We start from the raw sequence: 17,016 nt of genomic DNA, 5'->3' as shown, positions 1-17,016 counted from the left end.
TCCTTGCAGGTTTGATTAACATTTCTCATTCTTTATTCTGGAGAGTATTGAGCAATAATACGTTCAGCCTCTCGCTCATACTCATTAGCCAACTCTCTTAACGTTACAGCAAACCGCTGAAATCCTTCATTTTCCACTGTATCTGCTTTGCAACGAAAATCTTCAGCTAACTCTTTTTCTGGTTTACCAGTTGGATCAACACAATGAACACCTCGTGAGTTATATATCCGCGTCTTAAAACCAGTGCGCATATCATTGGCCTCACGGTCATTCAAAGCTGCTGCTACTGTGTGATGGATCCACAATCCATTTGGATCAGCTGGGGCGTAAATTAAAACTTCACCAATATTGGAGAAAGCTGAGTCCAAGTGCCCCGATTCAATAGAAAGATTTTTTACCTGTTCAAGCCATTTGTTGAAATGCTCTGCAATAAATTCCCCATCCTCATGTAAACCAGGAGGTGTCCTCCAGTTGTGTAATAATTGCCAAGCATTCATCGCAATATTCTTTGATTCTTCAGATGGTTCTTTCGGTGTTTTACATTCTTTTTTAGAATGATATACAAGTTGAATTACTTCACAAAAAAATTCAGGGTCAATCGCAAGTCTATTCTCAAGAAGTTTAGGCTCAGTTCCCATGTGGCCGTCCAGCAATGGAAGATATGCCCATTCAACTTTAAAAAGATCATCTTGATCAACTGAAGGTTCGGACTGTAGATATTTGATCAGTTCAACAATGTCATTTTCATCCCTAAAGTAGGATGGCTCATTAGAAGAAGGTACTAAAAGCAATACTTTAACGCATTGTTTAACATCAATGGGCATCTTGGCATAAAGCATTCTATGTAAGCAACCAATCGCTGAATGAGGTCTACCAAAATCAATGAGCTTATCAATAGCTATTCCAAGATTGACATCAGTCTGATAGGCATTCGCACCGACGCGAGACCAATATTCTTCTTGGTGTTTTTTCAGCCAAATTGATACACGATCCCATGTCTCTTTGCTGAATGGCAAAAAAGTCAAAAAAACCCCAATTTGCTCTGGCGTCCACCCTGACTTATTAATGCTATCGCACCAGTTCCAACCATTGCTGTGGTGTTTTCTCAAAATAAATCCTCTCAACAATGCTTTATGATTGGCATTTGTTGTATTCAGAAAATGAGGTATAAGGGTGTTTTCAATTATCTTATCCTCTATATTACCAAGTGCATGACCTACGCGATCCGGCGAATCTGCTGTTTCAGCAAATCGTATAACAGTCTTAATATCACTTTTCTGAAAAATTTCCTTGATGGCTGCGTCTCGTCGCTCATTTAATCTATTCTGTTGCTCGTCCCAATCACCGTTCTCATCATAAAGATCAAAATCACGGACAGAGAAAAGATGGTGATACAAATTGAATGGATTTGTAGGCGCAAGACGTTTAGCAACATTATCAATATAAGTAAGTCGATCCTCTGAAAACGCAGATTGTGCACCTATATTATAGCGCTTATGTTTGTTTATAAATTTTGTAAGAGGCTCCCAAAGCAAAAGCCTTTTATCTTCAGGTAGTTCTGAAATGTCATTCGAAGATAGTACTTCTATAAGTTGATTGAATGCTGGGTCAGGTAGACTGCTAAAATGGTCAATTAACTTAGAAAGCCGTTTAATATCATAACCCGCAGCATGAACAGCAAGCTCTGCATAAAATGATGTCTGCTGCCAGTACTCCTGATGCGTAACATTTTTTGTATAATCATCAGGAACTGTATTTCTCCAGATCGGTTTATGTGATCCAGAAGAAGTCTGACGTTGGCCAGGCAGGAGATGAATAATTAGATTCCAAGCCACCTCAGGCCATTCCTTAAGAAGCGTCTTCACGGCTACCTTTCGCTTATCAACAGTTGCGAATGTTTGAGGCAGCCACGGAAGTAAAATGGTTATCAGAGAATTAGAAGGTCGATTTGACCACTGACCACCAGGATCATTATTGGCAAGTTCACCAAGCACAACACAAGCTTGAATAAAGTATTGCTCGTTCCAGGCTAATCCTTCTAGTGACCAAAGGAGACCTGTTAAATAATTTTCTCCGGTGATACCCTTGCCTTCCTGAGCAAAAAGTTGCTCAAACGGGCATGGTGATAAATGCAATGCCTTCTCAACTATATTAAGAAATTCATTGGGGGCGGCTTCGGCAAGAATAGGTAGTACGTTGTTAAGACTGCCCCAAACAACCCAATCAGCAGCTGTAAAGATTTCACGAATAGTGAGAGTTGCGGTAATTTCTGGTTTTTCTTGTGAACAATTGCTACATGTGTTGGGCTGACTACCCAATAGAGCCAGCCCTTCAGATATTCCTTTTCGTAATACGTAGGAGTATTCCAACACATTACCGCGAATATTAGCGGTATATCGCTCATCAGCAGGCAACTCGAAGGAAGGATCCGGTGTTTTCAGAACACAAATAGCTAGGGATTTAAATAGATCGAGATCCCGATCCAGGATACGTGAACTTAGCAAGTTCCAAAGCTCTATTCTATTAACAATGCTCCAAATGCCATTTTTGAGCGATAATGGGCTATCAGATAAATGTAATATTTCTCGAGCCTTCTGCAACCAAGTCTCATAATCAATTCTAAGCAATTGAGTTAATACTTCTATGTCGCTTTTACTCTTTTCATTCCAACCACCAATAAGAATTACCAATGCCAAGAAAGTAGCATCTGCATGAATCGCCCAATCAGTTTTAGATTTCTCTTGGAAAGACATGGGTTCCTCAGGCATTTTCATTACAGCTTTTTGTTTGAAAGCTTCAAGAAGATCTTCTGGTAGCTTATCTAGAATAATAGTTCCTGCATCCTGACTCCACGTTTGTACAATATCAATAACTCTTGGCCAGACCCACATAGGATACTGTTGTTGAAATTGAGAAATGTGAGAAAGATGCCTGCACATGGGCTTCAAAATGTGAGCCACCTCCACCTGTTGAAAATGGATTACTTAGTTTCTTTTTTTTACCCATCATTTTACCTCTTCTATGTATGGGGTAACCTAGCTCAAATGAGAGTTTAGCTTTTTAAAACAGCTATGTTAAAAATATAATAATGAGAAAAGCTTAACTTAGTAATTCCTGTTGGATACCCTTTAATTTATTGAATTTACTTAAGGTATCTTGGGTTATTTGAACGATTTTATCATCATCAAAATTAAATTTGTCAATGGCAATCTCTTTGATGATACCATTAATTTGAATAATGAGCTTTTGGCAATATTCTTCAATGTTTGTAGTCTTTTGCTCATCTTTTTTTTCAGATTTGCTGTTCATAACAACCAGTCCAATTTCAACAAGCCGTGTAGTTGTATAAGAGAGAGAATCATTCTCTTTGCCTGCTATTTTAATTATTTGTTTATGAAGATTGTCAGGTAAAGTAACAGTAATTCTAGCCATAATTTAACCTCTTTTTGCGATTATGTTGGATACTTGGCTGATGCATCCATGCACGCCACCCTAATTACAATTAGATCATATTAGACTATATATTTCAAATGGTTACGAGTGTCAGTATGCAGATCTGCATCAGATAAAACTCACAAAATATTTAAAAGTGATGCACATTTGCATACGGCTTTTTGATTGCTAATTAACAAATATTTAGAGTTTCGCGGCCGATTTTTGCAAATATGGATTTATTATTTAATAAATACAATGGGTTACACATACCGCAACCAGTTGCGAAAGGTGTGCTGTCTTCTTTTATAGGTTGATTTTATTCATTAATTTTGTACGGAAATTTATGGAGCATGAAAATATTTTATCAAGCGCAGGACAATTGCGCGTTTGTGATTTTATGCTGAATCTACATTTCGTCTACCCAATTTACAAGTCATGCTCACCCAGTGTTAACCTACGCTGCTCTTTGCCTGTTTCCATATAAACATTAACTCATCAAAAGTTTGTCCTTTCAAATTAATGAGTTTCTTTTCATGAGCAATTATTTTGACAGCGCGAAGCCGCCGCTCAAATTTTTCCACGGTTTGTTGGAGCGTATCTTTGGGATCTAATTTACAAAATACACACAGTGAAAACACGGCATGCAATAGGTCACCTATTTCTTCCTGCAAAGCAGATGAGTTATTATTAGTTCCTGCTTTTAAATGCTCATCGACTTCAATACACTCACTTTGGATTTGAGCCATAATCTGATCTGTCGTTTCCCACTGAAAACCAAATTCAGCAGCTTCATTTTCTAATGCTGCAATTTTTTCTAATAGATTCATTAATCATTTCCACGTTATTGTTGTCTACCACGTAAATATAAAACTTTTGTGTTCGATCCAGGATTGACTCGTTCTTCTGTTTCAAAAATCTCTGGTTTTCCTTTAACCAAATCACTTAGCTTTTTGAAACCATAAAGCCTGGAATCAAAGTCTGGTTTTAACTTAGTTAAATAGCCACCAAATGTTCCTATGTATGCCCAACCAGTATCATCGTATGAGTTATTTAATACCTCTAGAATAAATTCTTTTGGAAATTCTTGTGCTGAGGGTTCATTCGCTTTTGCTTGTTTAACAGGCTGTTTTCTCTTTTTTGACTGACTGATTGAGTGATCAGGTGGTGCTACAGGGCGTAGTACTTCAGTGAAAATAAATTTATTGCAGGCATTACGAAAAGCCTCTGGTGTTTTTTTCTCTCCAAATCCGAAAACTTGCAACCCTTCTTCACGAATACGGTTAGCAAGACTTGTAAAATCACTATCACTTGACACGATACAAAAACCACCAAAACGATGCGTATAAAGTAGATCCATAGCATCAATAATAAGCGCACTATCCGTTGCATTTTTTCCAGAAGTAAAAGCAAACTGCTGTACTGGTTTTATAGCGTGTTTATGCAACACCTTTTTCCATTGTGAGCTAGATGGCAAGGTGAAATCGCCATAAATTCTCCTTACAATCGCATCTCCATAACCAGCAATCTCAGTTAAAAGACCATCAATAATTGCTGCTCGAGCATTATCAGCATCAATAAGTACTGCTAATTTTAACGCGGCTTCTTCTGTTGTAATTTTTGTCATGCTAATTGACCTGTTTTATAAATTATTTATTTTTTGAACGATAAAATTTACACTCAACACCATGACCAAGAGCATCTTTATAATATTCCATACCACACTTCTCCATTACTCGATGTGATGCACTATGTTTGAGTGGCGCAAAAGCAATAATATAATCAGAATTGATATTTATTTTACTCCATTCAAGAAGTGCCTCTAGTGCTTCAGATGCATAACCCATACCCCAAAATTTTCTTACGATAAGGTATCCAACTTCAATTTCCCCTGTTTCAATTGGCCCAAATCCACATCGTCCAATGAATTCATGAGTCACCTTATTGAATATAACAAAACCAGGCAATCCTTTATCTCCATAAAGGCTCATAATCTGTGTTATTCTTCGCTTAGTCTGCTCGCGATCTTGTGTTCCATCAGGAAAGAATTTTCTAACTTCTCGGTCTGCATGAAGCTGAGCAACTTGATCTAAGTCCTCATCCTTAATTAAACGCAAAAGCATCCGTGGTGTTTCAATTTTTATGGTCATATTGGTTCACTTATAACCCTATATTTTCTATATATTGAATTTCTTCTTGTGAAAGCTCAAAGTCATATATGTTTAAATCATTATCCATGTGTTGTTGATTTGTAGTGCCAGTTAAAGGCAATATCCCCACTTGGTTTGCAAAGTGAAATATAATTTGCGGAATGGTTTTATTATATTTTATAGCAAGTGATTGCATGTGAGGGATTAATAAATGCTGCTGATTCGCGGTGAGCAAAGAAAATCCTTGATAGATAATCTTGTTTTTTTGACTAAATATCCTAACGTCTTGGTCCCACTGCGTGATAGCGAAACATCTATTTTGTATAAACGATGGCTTTATAGAGACTTTTCTATATAACTCTTCTACTTGTGCAATATTGACATTCGAAATACCGATAAACTGCACTTTGCAGTTATGCACCAGCTCTTCCATGGCCTGCCAAATTTCCAAATCTGCATCGATTATACCATGAGACAGTGAAGGACCATGAAGTATATAGGAGTCAATATAATCTGTCCGTAAATGTTCAAGTGAACTTGCAAAGGATTGCTTGACCTGGTTAGTCAGCGAATCAAACTCATCATAAGGTTTTCTATGATCTTGACCATGTACAGAAGTAAATTTTGTTTGAAGAAATAAATCACTGCGTGTTTTTTGAGTGGTTGTTAAAAATTGCTCAATAGCATCACCAACGGCTTCTTCAAAATAATGTCTGCGCTGATTGGCTGTATCAATTCCTCGAAATCCTGAGTTGAGTGCCTGAAGCACCAATCGTTTTGTATCATCTTCTTTCCATGCTGTACCATATAAAATAGGGGGAATGATGGATGTGTTGTTTTGTTTTTTATTCATAATGCCGTCTCCATTAGTATCACAGCATGATCATTAAGTTTGGAACAATATTTTTTAAATTAACAATGGTTTTCAACACTTGATTGACCTGATCAATACCTAAATAGACCCTGTGTCAATTTTATTTTGACTTTGGGCTTTCCACAATTGAGCATATGCACCATTTTGATTTAATAGTTCATTGTGAGTACCTTGCTCAATAATCACACCATTAGCGAGTACCAGAATATTATCTGCATGCGTTACTGTAGAAAGCCTATGGGCAATAATAAGTGTTGTTGTGTTGACCGATATTTGTTTGAGACAGGTCTGAATGTCTTTCTCTTTTTTCATATCCAGTGAAGATGTTGCTTCATCAAAAATAAAAATTTTGGGTTTTTTAAGCAGCATTCTAGCGATGGCCACTCGTTGTTTTTCGCCACCAGATAATTTTAATCCGCGCTCACCAACTTGGGTTTCTAACCCATCAGGCAGTTTTGCCACGAACCTATCAAGATGTACTGCTTGTAATGCATCCGCCAATTCATCGTCAGTGACATGCGGATTTCCATAGATTAGGTTATTTCTTAAGGTATCATTGAATAAAGCAGTTTCCTGAGGAACAATACCGAGTATTGCTCTGAGTGATGTATGTTGGATACTGCTAATATTTTGCCCATCAATCTGAATGCTCCCCGAATTCAAATCATAAAGCCGAAAGATTAATCTTGCGAGAGTAGATTTGCCGGATCCTGAGGATCCAACGATTGCAGTAGTGGTACCGGGTTCAATTATAAAGCTAACGTCATCAAGAATTTTTCGATGTTCATTATAAGCAAAATGGACGTGATCAAATTGTATTTTTCCTTCTTTGTACTTAAGTGTTCTGGCATTGAGTTGGTCTTGAATATCAATAGGAATTTTCAGTAACCCAATCGCGGTTTGAAAACGAGCTAAATCATCTCGGGTAACACGAATTCGATAGCCTAGCATGGATAATGGCAGCATGAACATGAATAAATAGCCATGGACCAGTACAAAATCTCCGACATTCATGGTCCCTGCAATGACTCGGCTGCCAGCAAGTAAGAGCATAATAATAACACACATACCGACAATGACATTTTGGATAAGATGAATTTTTGCATCGGAATTTAATGCTCGAGTATCGGCACGGGCCTTTTCTTGTAATTTTTGAGCAGCTGTATTGATTTCATCCTGTTGGGTATTAAAATATTTCACGGTATCTGCATGCAATAGGCTTTCCACCAGATAAGCATTTGCAGATGCATCTTCATTGTTTTGCTTCATTCTGCATTTTACAATCCATTGAGCGGTGTAATAGCTTAGCAAGATATAAGAAACCAGCATCAACAACAGAACCAACCCAAAAAAAGGATCATAAAAATAGCTCAAAAAAATCATAGCAAAAATGATTTCTATAAGAGCCGGCAATATCATCACAATAGGTCGACCAATAAGATCAACAGCGGACGAGTGTGAACGCTCTATGATTGTAAGAATTTCGCCTGATTTACGTTCTCTATGAAATTTTGTGGAAAGTGCTTGTACGTGATCAAAAAGTTGTAAACAAAATTTTCTCGCCCCTTCTAATTCTACAGGAAAAGCTATTACTTGACTGAGGGTGATACAAGCTTTAGATGCGCCCCAAACCGATGCATAAGTCAGAATGATGACTAAAGGGGTGCTGTTTAAAAATAAGGCATGTCCAGAGAGTGCATTAATGGCTTCTTTTAAAAAAATGGGGACACACAAATTGAGTGCAATCGAAATCAATATAAATACGAAGGCCAAGACAACGTGAATTTTTCCTTTGAGGCTGTTCTTTGTCCAAATGCAAGGCCAAAGATAGTGGATGGTTTCTTTGATGCTGGGGAAATTTTCATTCATCATGACGCACTCTTTTGCTGCTGGCTATTCCACATAGAGTAATATAATCCCTTTTTCTCGATTAATTCTTGATGCATTCCAGTTTCTACGACTTCTCCGTCTTGTAAAACAAGGATGTTGTCTGCATGAATAATCGTACTCAAACGATGTGCGATGATTATGCTTGTTGTATTTTTTGCAAGCTCTTCAATATTTTCCTGGATATTTTTTTCAGTTTGCGTGTCGAGTGATGCGGTTGCTTCATCAAATAACAAAATACTGGGGTTGCGCAATAAACATCTCGCTATTCCAATCCTTTGGCGTTCTCCTCCTGATAACTTGAAACCCCCTTCACCGATATTAGTTTCGAGGCCGTTGGGGAGTTTTTTTACCATCTCTTCCAAGTGCGCCAGTTGGATTACGGTATTGATTTTATGCTCGGAGGTATTTAGAGCACCATAGCAGAGATTGAACTTCAACGTATTGTTGAAGAGTAGAACTTCTTGTGGAACAATTCCGATTTGTTGGCGTAATGAATGCTTGCTCACAGTAGTAATATCTTGGTCATCTATGAGTATTTGTCCCTGAGTGACTTCAAATAATCCCAGTAATAATCTTGCAATCGTTGACTTACCCGATCCGCTGGGTCCTACAATAGCTGTCATCTTTGCGGGTGGGACTTCGAAGCTTACATTTTTTAAAATGGGGTGTGCTGGTTGATAACCGAAAGTAACGTTTTTAAAGTCAACATGCGGCCCAGTAATGGATAAAGGTTTTGCATCAGGATGATCTTGTTCCACTTCATCGGTTTGCTCTAATAAGTAGGCTGAATATTCTATTTTGGATAAATCATTTTTGGTATCTCGCCAACGCACACTAGCTTCGCTTAAAGGTTCAAATAACTGTAATAAATAGCCGTTAATCAGAACAAAGTCACCCACGCTTAACTGTCCAATTAAAATTTGATACCCTACTTTATAGGACAAAAAGGCAAGACCACCCGCAATAATGAGTGTTTGTATCACCAAAAATGTACCCATTCCACTAAATAATGCTGTATTTGCATGAACGCTTTCTTGTAAAAATTGGTCGATTTTTTTATGTTCTGTAGTTTGACTGTTATAGTATTTTACGGTTTCTGTGTTGAGTAGACTATCGGCAATTGCCGCACTTACATTTAATTCAGCATGGCTACAATTTCTCTGCAGGCTTGTAGATTTTTTTTGAGTAAGTCCATTAAAAACAAGATAGATTCCCAAAATAATAATGAGGTAGAAGCCATAACTTAAGCCATAGAAGTGCCAAATGATTAAAAAAGCAAATAGAATTTCTAAAAGAACAGGGGCAATTCGAAACAATATGTTCGAGATAAGCATTGCGATTGCAAGCTGTGCACGACTAATCGCGCTGGTTAATTTGCCGGTTTCCTTATCCAGATGAAATTTGTAATTTAAAGCATGAAGATGTGCAAAAACATGAGTACTATAATCTGCAATCGTTGTACTTATGTTTACATAAGTCAGCATCTCGCGAATTTTTTCAGTGCATCTTGCCAGTATCCAGAGCAATCCATAACAGCAGAGCAGTGAGATAATCATCATGCTCGATGTCTTTATCGTTCCAGATAATGCAGTTACTATTTCTTTAAAAAAAATGGGTACAATTAAATTTAAGGCAAGTGTTGTGAAAACCAAAAATAATGAAAATATGACCCGAAACTTTTTTTTAAAGTTTTTTTTTGGCCAAAAAAATGGAAAAAAATGGGATATTATCTGTAAACTCGTCAAATAGAGTCCGTATTGATTATTATCATATGATTGAGGAGGATAACATTAAACAATGTAGGAAGTAAAAAACCGTAGATATTGAGGCAAGCGCAAAATAATTTGTGTTCAAAAAAACATACATTTATGGAATAATATGAGTCAATCCGTAATGATATTCTATGCACTGACATGTTATTTGAAATAAAAGAATTCTTGATAATAGTTGATTATTGATAGGATATTGATCAAATTTTTTATAAAATAAATAGTGCAAAATTTTGATTACCAAATTTTGGAGGGACTATGGAATTATTAGATGCAGTTGAGGCATTGGTGAAAAATCCTCTCCTTGATACAGTGATTTTAGAGGATTGGATTTTAAGTAAAAGCTTGGTTGAATCATATAAAAACTCAGATACCCATAAGATCAGAGAGTTAATCACTGATAAAAAGAATTTTTCGGATATGAGTCATGTGATCCCGTATTCCGATATGACCCATGTTTTTCCAGTGACCCAATAGGGATTTAAGTGAAAGTTTTAGCGTTAGTTGGCACTGGAATTAAAACAATAGCTCATATTACAGAGGAAGCAAAAGGATATATTTCTACTTGTGACAAGGTATTGTATTTAGTTAATGAGCCTTTATTAGAGCGTTATATTCGTAAATTAGCGAAATCATCAGAGTCACTGGATGCAATCTACCTTAACTCTAAATCAAGAGAAAATGCTTATAATAATATGGCACAATATATTCATAGAGCGATAGAAGATGTAGGCTCTCTATGCGTCGTTATATATGGCCATCCATGTGTGTTTGCTACTCCTGGCTTGCTCGCTTTATCTGTGCTTAGCGATAGCATTAAAACAGTGGTGTGTCCTGGTATTTCTGCTCAAGATTGTTTATATGCTGATCTTCGATTTGATCCTGCATCTGGAGGTATCCAGTCCTTTGATGCTACAGAATATCTTTTGTATGATAAATCAGTAGATACTTCTTCTCATGTAGTGATTTACCAGATTGGTATGGTTGGAAATTTGGGTTTACCAACGAATAAAATCAATTTGGAGGCCCTTAATTTTGTTAAAAAAAAGTTAATCAAGCTCTATAAAAAAGAAAAAAAAGCTATTATTTACGAAGCCGCTCTTTATCCTGGTACTCATCCAAAGATATCTGAATTTGATTTAGAGCAACTTGATAGGCAAGAGTTAACAACACTATCTACTTTGTACATTCCTCCCGATGAAATACTACAAGTGCCGAGTCCTGATGCATTAAAGTTATTAAATCAAGTGGCATAGTTTAAGTAGATGTATCTAATTTTTATTTAATGTGAGGGATTACAATGAGCTCAACAGTCAGCTCTTCTAAAGTAGGATTTTCTTTTAGTGATTTACCAGTCACTTGTAAATTATTATTGGCTCTTTCTTTTATAGAAGCTATTGGAGGCGGTCTATCTTACCATATTGCGTATTTTTTTAGTGTAAGCACCAATTTTAATAAATTAAATATAGGTTTCTTAGGCTTTTCAATGGGGATTGGAGCTATTTTGGGTAGCATATTTGGTGGATACGTTACGGGAAAAGCACAAGCAAAGGGTATAATTGGGACAAGTTTCTTACTCATAGGAGTCGCATTTGTTATTTTAGCAAAAGTAAGTTCTTTTCATTTATCTGTTGTCTTTGTATTGTTAATGGGATTTGGAATCAACTTGTTCATCACTTGCAGTAACTCATCTTTGTTGCAGATTTCAAGAAATACCAATCACAGTTTAACAATTGCCCAATCCTACAAAAATGCACTGGAAAATACTGGTGGTATTGTGGCAATGGTATTGATAATGCTTTTAGCGCAAAATCATTTTAAATTAGCAATGATTTTGGTTGGCGTTACTTTGATATTGTTTTCAATAGTCATTTTTCTAAAATTAGAAATCAGCAATCATGATGTAGCTGCAATACCCAGTAATAAAGAAGAAATAGACACAATCTATAGCTCGCTTATTCCAATGTTATTTTCAGTATTTTGTATCGGTTTAACTTATGGGATACAAAAAACAGTACTAGGGATTCACTTAAACGAAACAATAGGAAACTCTTTAATCATTGGATTTTTTTTCGCAACCGATCCCATTTTAATTGCATTATTTCAAGTAAAATTATCAAAAAGGATTGAGCGATTCAATAAACATATAGTTGCTTGTATTGGCTGTATTTTATTAGGAGCGTCAACGTTTGCTATGGGCTTGTCTTCTACAATATTAGGAATGTTTTGTTCGCTTTTAGTTTTTACTCTTGGTGAGATGTTGTTTATGGCATACTCCGTTGCATTATGTCATCAATATGGAAGCTCTAACCACAGTGGCTTAGGAATAGGGGCGTGGCGTAGCGCATATGCATTAGGTATGATGATTGGCCCCCTCATATCAGGAGTAGCAATGTATTATTTCAATGCCCAAAACGCTTGGACAATATCTTCTTTGCTGTGTTTCATGAGTGCCTTCTTAGTATTTAATTCTAAAAGAGCACAGCGGTTAGAAGCTGTTTATTGAGATGCATCCTTTAAAAAAAGGGGCATCTTGACAAAAAGTGTTATTACTTAAATGATGCACTCCAGAATCATTTTTGAATAAATGATGAATGTCCGAAAGCCAATTTTGTTTATTCTCAAACCCATGGTAATAAACAAATTGAGCTTTTTTGGCCTTTTCTTCAAGAATTGTGCCGGCCCATTCTTCATGAATAGAGGAAAATAAGTCTTTGTATTTATTTGTAACGATTTTTATATTTTCAAGCTCAGAAATTAAAGTAGCTTTTTTTCTGGACAATCCTTGATATGGTCTAAAAATAGGATGTTGAAGCGAAAAATATACTGGATTTTGTTCAACATGTTTTTTAGGTATTAATATAGAAGGTTCTGTTTTTAGCTTATAAATGTCTTTTAAAACGTAGGTTATCCATGATGCGGGCAAGAGCTCATCAGTATTAGTAAACGAAAACCCATATTTTTCACCTATGAGAATTTCAAAGATATATTTAGCAGTATCTTGAATAAAAAAATCTCGCTCTAAATTTGACTTATCAAAGGCAACCCTAAAAATATGTTGATAATAGTCCCCGTAGTAGGTGTAAGCATAATAATTTAGATAGTATTTAAAGAAATATTTATTAATATTGATCCACTCAGGATTGTTAACAATGTTTTCTATCCATTTTTCAGAAAAGTAAACGATGGAGGCCCGCCACTTACTTTCAGAAGGGCAAGATTGGTAAATTCGTTTAAAGAATTCACTGTGATCATGGTATGAATTAGGGATGGTACAATCAATTCCAGATCGAATAAGACGATTATGGCTTCTTTTGCATCCAATGTTTTGTATTACAAGAGTGGTTTGTGCCCCAGCTTTTACAGACAGTATGCCATTAGGCAAGTATCGTTTAAGTGGTTTTATCTGGGTTACATGTCCAATGTTAAAAAAATCCCCTTTTTTATCTATGTAAACAGGATGCGTTTCATTTTCTGCATTACCTCTTAAGTACCATTCAAAGCCTTTATCTAATACAAGACCTAATGGACAACTATGAAATCCATAAAAGAGGTCTTTCGTAATTGGTTCTAGAGATGAAAAATTATTAAGGGTTTGAAGCTTTCCTTGGTGTGGAATATAAAAGGTTTCAGAATCACCAATTAAATCACCATATCCAAAGTTAAAAATATAAAGTGGGAAATCTTTTCCAGGCGCGATTTCATCAACCAAGAAAAAAAACTCAGGATTAGATCGTTTTACTTCCTCTCTAATTTCATCCCAACATACTTTAGTAAAATTCCTACAAAATTCCATATTAGTATTTTTATTAATTAAATTGATTTTATTTAGAACTAAAATGCGTATTTGCCAAATATTTTAGTGATATAAATGACAAACATATTATGCTCTAATCAGATCTTGCTTGTCAAACAAGTAAAGTACGCTGCTGTATCGTAATAAGGATTTTAATCATGAAGATTGTAAGTGAACAGGGTATTAATGGAGAGTATATTGCGGCTCAGGTTATTGATAAAATCTTAAGTAGTACGGAACATAATCTTGTTACATTATCCGATATATTAGGGATATCTTTAAAAAAGCTTGTTCTGAAAAAGGGATTTTCAAATGATGAACTCTTAATGATTGTAAATCTAGGAAGCTCTTTATTCATTAATTAGTAAAATACTTTAGATCCATTCTTGACCCAACCTATTATTTGAAACATTGATGCTGATTCAAATCGGATTTGTGGCCAGTTTGGATTGATAGGTGAGCATATAAATGTATTATCTTCAGAGCTTATTTTTCTAAATAAGTTTTCTTCTGTAGCCTTAATATGAATCAGTACTAAATCGCAATGGTTTTGTTTTTCTTTACAAAAAGTAACTAGATCGCCCGTATTATAAATAGGAAACATGCTTTTATCATGCACGATAAATGCAAAATCTTCATGAGTTATGTTGTCTTGAATTGATGAAGGTATTGGGAGATAACCTTCAATTTTAGATGAAGCATTGATTATAGGGATCGTTAGGAATGGATGATCCTTCATAGGTTTGTGGTCAATATCTAAAAATAATAACCATGTTGGAGAAACACCCAATGCACTACCGAGTATTTCTGCATCTTTAAGCTTGGGAGTTCTTGTTCCTCTTTCCCAATTACTAATTCGTTGCGCGGAAAAACCAGTAACTTCAGCCAACTGCACCGCAGTTAATTTTTTGTTTTTTCGCGACTCTTTAATTCTTAAACCTATTTTTAATTTTATATCCATATAAAAAACCTTGCAAAATAAACGTAATTGTTTATTATAAACGATATCGTTTATATTTGTGTGTATTTTTTACCTAGCGTTTATTATACACATAAGTTGAATGAAGAGTAACAAATAAACAAACCGATTTAGATAAAAAATATATTTTATGCGTTTTCTGTAGCTATCTACAGAATAATTTGAAAAGGAGTATTCGTTGTGGAAAATAACTTTAGGCTACAAATCTGTAAGAGCATCATTAATTATCTATTAGAGTCAACTAACTATACTCTAAAAGATATTGCTGCTTTATTAAACTGCTCAATAAGACAATTACGTTCTATTTATTTCGATGAGTTAATGCCAACAAATCTATATTGCGAACGGGATCTTGTGAGGCTGTATCATTTAATTCTTGAACTCAATACCAATAAGCAATATGTGCACCAGGGTTATAAATGGGGTTGCATATGAACACTTTAAATATTGAAGAGGCTTCAAAGTTTCTAGGTGCCCACAGGGAAACTATCCGACGAATGGCTGCATCAGGTGAACTACCTGGAGTAAAGATAGGGCGAGGTTGGCGTTTTATAGAACAAGATCTTGCGATGTATATGCGAAACAAGTACTCTACTTGCGATGCATCGTGGGGTGTCGATATAGGAGATAATAAATGGCACTCACGAAAAAAAATGGGTTCTGGTGGATCGACATCACCTTCGGTGACAAGCGTATACGCAGAAGCACTAGGACTAAAGTAAAACAACAAGCGCAACAATTCCATGATAATTTTCTTCAAGATCTGTGGAGTAACAAGCATACCCAATTACCTCAACAGAAATCGTGGGTAGATGCTGTTGTGCGATGGTTAGAGGAATCAGCGCATAAACGAAGTTTAGTTACGGATAAATTTCATTTGGCCTTTCTAGACCCTTATCTTGGCCAGAAAGCGTTAGATGAAATTAACGCCGAATTAATTGAATTTATTGCGCAAGAAAAAGAGCGGACTAATGTTACTCCAACGACGGTCAACCGAATGTTGGAAATTATACGTGCTATTTTAAACAAAGCTCATAAGGAATGGCAGTGGATAAACACCATGCCATTATTCAGAATGAGAAAAGTTGAAAATAAACGTATACGTTGGTTGAGTAGGGGACAGGCTAATAAATTGCTTCAGGAGCTACCAAATCATTTGAAGGATATGGCAGCTTTTACTTTGGCAACTGGTTTACGCCAATCTAATGTTACTCAATTGCAGTGGAGTGAAGTGGATTTAATTAGAAAACATGCACTCATTCACCCTGATCAATCTAAAACAAAGAAGGCTATCCCTGTTCCTTTAAACTCTCAGGCAATTGCCATTATAGAAAAACAAGTGGGCTTACATCCCACATTTGTATTTACCTATTTTGGTAAGCCTGTTACGCGATGTAATAATCATGCTTGGCAAAAAGCGTTGATTCGGGCAGGAATCAAAGATTTTCGCTGGCATGACTTGCGTCACACCTGGGCAAGTTGGCACGTGCAAAATGGTACCTCATTGCAAGAATTACAGCAATTGGGAGGATGGTCAGAATATGAAATGGTGTTACGTTATGCGCATCTTTCAAGTGACCATTTGAAAACAGCAGCAGAAAGAATTTCAAAAATTTCTGGCACGTTTTCGTCACTGTAACTTGGTTTTTACGGCATGCTTCGAACTAAATATTAGCTAACTTATTGATTTTACTGGTATTAAATGGCGCGCTCGGAGGGACTCGAACCCCCGACACCTTGGTTCGAAGCCAAGTACTCTATCCAGCTGAGCTACGAGCGCGATGGGGTGTGGATTTTGAAATTATTTTTTTACTTTTGATCTTTATAATATTAAGACCAAAGAGCAAAAATGGTGGGCCGTATAAGATTCGAACTTATGACACAGAGGTTAAAAGCCTCCTGCTCTACCGACTGAGCTAACGGCCCTTTACAGGGTAATTCTTTTTTAAAACTACATCTTACAGACTGTCGGTATCCAGCTTATTAAAACTGGTGGGCCGTATAAGATTCGAACTTATGACACAGAGGTTAAAAGCCTCCTGCTCTACCGACTGAGCTAACGGCCCTAAAGAGGCTGAAATCATACCGGATTAGCGTAGAATTTCAAGTGTTTTTATTGAAATTTT

The 17,016-nt window shown here is 36.2% G+C and carries 16 protein-coding genes and 3 tRNA genes; 6 read left to right on the top strand and 13 right to left on the bottom strand.

Going from position 1 to position 17,016, the window contains the following annotated elements:
* Positions 1 to 32: 32 nt before the first annotated feature.
* The 8 genes from LOX96_RS01810 to LOX96_RS01775 form a co-directional block, all read right to left on the bottom strand.
* Positions 33 to 2,960: a hypothetical protein gene (locus LOX96_RS01810; RefSeq protein WP_250420761.1), complete on the bottom strand. Its 2,928-nt coding sequence runs from the start codon at positions 2,958 to 2,960 to the stop codon at positions 33 to 35.
* Between the two features lie 139 nt (positions 2,961 to 3,099).
* A complete protein-coding gene (locus tag LOX96_RS01805) occupies positions 3,100 to 3,432 on the bottom strand; it encodes a hypothetical protein (protein ID WP_237761313.1) in 333 nt (110 codons plus the stop codon).
* Positions 3,433 to 3,884: 452 nt separating this feature from the next.
* Entirely contained in the window at positions 3,885 to 4,262 is a 378-nt protein-coding gene (locus tag LOX96_RS01800) for a MazG nucleotide pyrophosphohydrolase domain-containing protein (protein ID WP_058387875.1), read from the bottom strand.
* 14 nt (positions 4,263 to 4,276) lie between these two features.
* Entirely contained in the window at positions 4,277 to 5,059 is a 783-nt protein-coding gene (locus LOX96_RS01795) for an NYN domain-containing protein (RefSeq protein WP_058387874.1), read from the bottom strand.
* Positions 5,060 to 5,081: 22 nt separating this feature from the next.
* Positions 5,082 to 5,582, bottom strand: coding sequence for a GNAT family N-acetyltransferase (locus LOX96_RS01790; RefSeq protein ID WP_058387873.1), 501 nt, complete (start codon positions 5,580 to 5,582; stop codon positions 5,082 to 5,084).
* Positions 5,583 to 5,592: 10 nt separating this feature from the next.
* Positions 5,593 to 6,435, bottom strand: a complete 843-nt coding sequence (locus LOX96_RS01785; RefSeq protein ID WP_058387872.1) for an aldo/keto reductase family protein — start codon at positions 6,433 to 6,435, stop codon at positions 5,593 to 5,595.
* 99 nt (positions 6,436 to 6,534) lie between these two features.
* The gene (locus LOX96_RS01780) at positions 6,535 to 8,328 is read right to left on the bottom strand and encodes an ABCB family ABC transporter ATP-binding protein/permease (protein WP_058387871.1); all 1,794 of its coding nucleotides are present in this window, start codon (positions 8,326 to 8,328) and stop codon (positions 6,535 to 6,537) included.
* Positions 8,325 to 10,091, bottom strand: coding sequence for an ABCB family ABC transporter ATP-binding protein/permease (locus LOX96_RS01775; RefSeq protein ID WP_058387870.1), 1,767 nt, complete (start codon positions 10,089 to 10,091; stop codon positions 8,325 to 8,327). Before LOX96_RS01775 ends, LOX96_RS01780 begins: the two co-directional genes overlap by 4 nt.
* A 282-nt stretch (positions 10,092 to 10,373) precedes the next feature.
* Between LOX96_RS01775 and LOX96_RS01770 the strand changes: the two genes are divergently transcribed.
* The 3 genes from LOX96_RS01770 to LOX96_RS01760 are packed head-to-tail and all read left to right on the top strand — an operon-like array spanning position 10,374 to position 12,621.
* Positions 10,374 to 10,592 (top strand): hypothetical protein, encoded by a 219-nt coding sequence (locus tag LOX96_RS01770; protein WP_058387869.1) that lies wholly within the window; start codon positions 10,374 to 10,376, stop codon positions 10,590 to 10,592.
* Between the two features lie 8 nt (positions 10,593 to 10,600).
* Positions 10,601 to 11,371, top strand: a complete 771-nt coding sequence (locus LOX96_RS01765; RefSeq protein ID WP_058387868.1) for an SAM-dependent methyltransferase — start codon at positions 10,601 to 10,603, stop codon at positions 11,369 to 11,371.
* Positions 11,372 to 11,415: 44 nt separating this feature from the next.
* The gene (locus tag LOX96_RS01760; RefSeq protein WP_058387867.1) at positions 11,416 to 12,621 is read left to right on the top strand and encodes an MFS transporter; all 1,206 of its coding nucleotides are present in this window, start codon (positions 11,416 to 11,418) and stop codon (positions 12,619 to 12,621) included.
* Here LOX96_RS01760 and LOX96_RS01755 read toward each other — a convergent pair.
* Positions 12,604 to 13,911: a hypothetical protein gene (locus LOX96_RS01755; RefSeq protein WP_058387866.1), complete on the bottom strand. Its 1,308-nt coding sequence runs from the start codon at positions 13,909 to 13,911 to the stop codon at positions 12,604 to 12,606. The two genes, LOX96_RS01760 and LOX96_RS01755, sit on opposite strands and share 18 nt — an antisense overlap.
* Before the next feature lie 158 nt (positions 13,912 to 14,069).
* Between LOX96_RS01755 and LOX96_RS01750 the strand changes: the two genes are divergently transcribed.
* Positions 14,070 to 14,276: a hypothetical protein gene (locus LOX96_RS01750; protein ID WP_058387865.1), complete on the top strand. Its 207-nt coding sequence runs from the start codon at positions 14,070 to 14,072 to the stop codon at positions 14,274 to 14,276.
* On the opposite strand, the gene LOX96_RS01745 is transcribed toward LOX96_RS01750, so the two are convergent.
* Entirely contained in the window at positions 14,273 to 14,872 is a 600-nt protein-coding gene (locus tag LOX96_RS01745) for a helix-turn-helix domain-containing protein (protein WP_058387864.1), read from the bottom strand. The two genes, LOX96_RS01750 and LOX96_RS01745, sit on opposite strands and share 4 nt — an antisense overlap.
* Positions 14,873 to 15,309: 437 nt before the next feature.
* Here LOX96_RS01745 and LOX96_RS01740 point away from each other — a divergent pair, with 437 nt between their 5' ends.
* Both LOX96_RS01740 and LOX96_RS01735 read left to right on the top strand, forming a co-directional pair.
* Positions 15,310 to 15,612: a helix-turn-helix domain-containing protein gene (locus LOX96_RS01740; protein WP_082631441.1), complete on the top strand. Its 303-nt coding sequence runs from the start codon at positions 15,310 to 15,312 to the stop codon at positions 15,610 to 15,612.
* The gene (locus LOX96_RS01735; protein ID WP_058387863.1) at positions 15,525 to 16,529 is read left to right on the top strand and encodes a tyrosine-type recombinase/integrase; all 1,005 of its coding nucleotides are present in this window, start codon (positions 15,525 to 15,527) and stop codon (positions 16,527 to 16,529) included. Before LOX96_RS01740 ends, LOX96_RS01735 begins: the two co-directional genes overlap by 88 nt.
* Positions 16,530 to 16,593: 64 nt before the next feature.
* Here the strand turns inward: LOX96_RS01735 and LOX96_RS01730 are convergent.
* From LOX96_RS01730 to LOX96_RS01720, 3 genes are all read right to left on the bottom strand, one after another.
* Positions 16,594 to 16,670: transfer RNA gene (locus LOX96_RS01730), tRNA-Arg, on the bottom strand.
* 70 nt (positions 16,671 to 16,740) lie between these two features.
* Positions 16,741 to 16,816: transfer RNA gene (locus tag LOX96_RS01725), tRNA-Lys, on the bottom strand.
* A 64-nt stretch (positions 16,817 to 16,880) separates the two neighbouring features.
* Positions 16,881 to 16,956: transfer RNA gene (locus LOX96_RS01720), tRNA-Lys, on the bottom strand.
* Between the last annotated feature and the right edge of the window lie 60 nt (positions 16,957 to 17,016).

This window comes from Legionella maioricensis (assembly GCF_023618015.1).
Classification (GTDB): domain Bacteria; phylum Pseudomonadota; class Gammaproteobacteria; order Legionellales; family Legionellaceae; genus Legionella; species Legionella maioricensis.
Note: the sequence above shows the minus strand (reverse complement) of the source record. Positions and strands in the feature narration are given on the sequence as shown.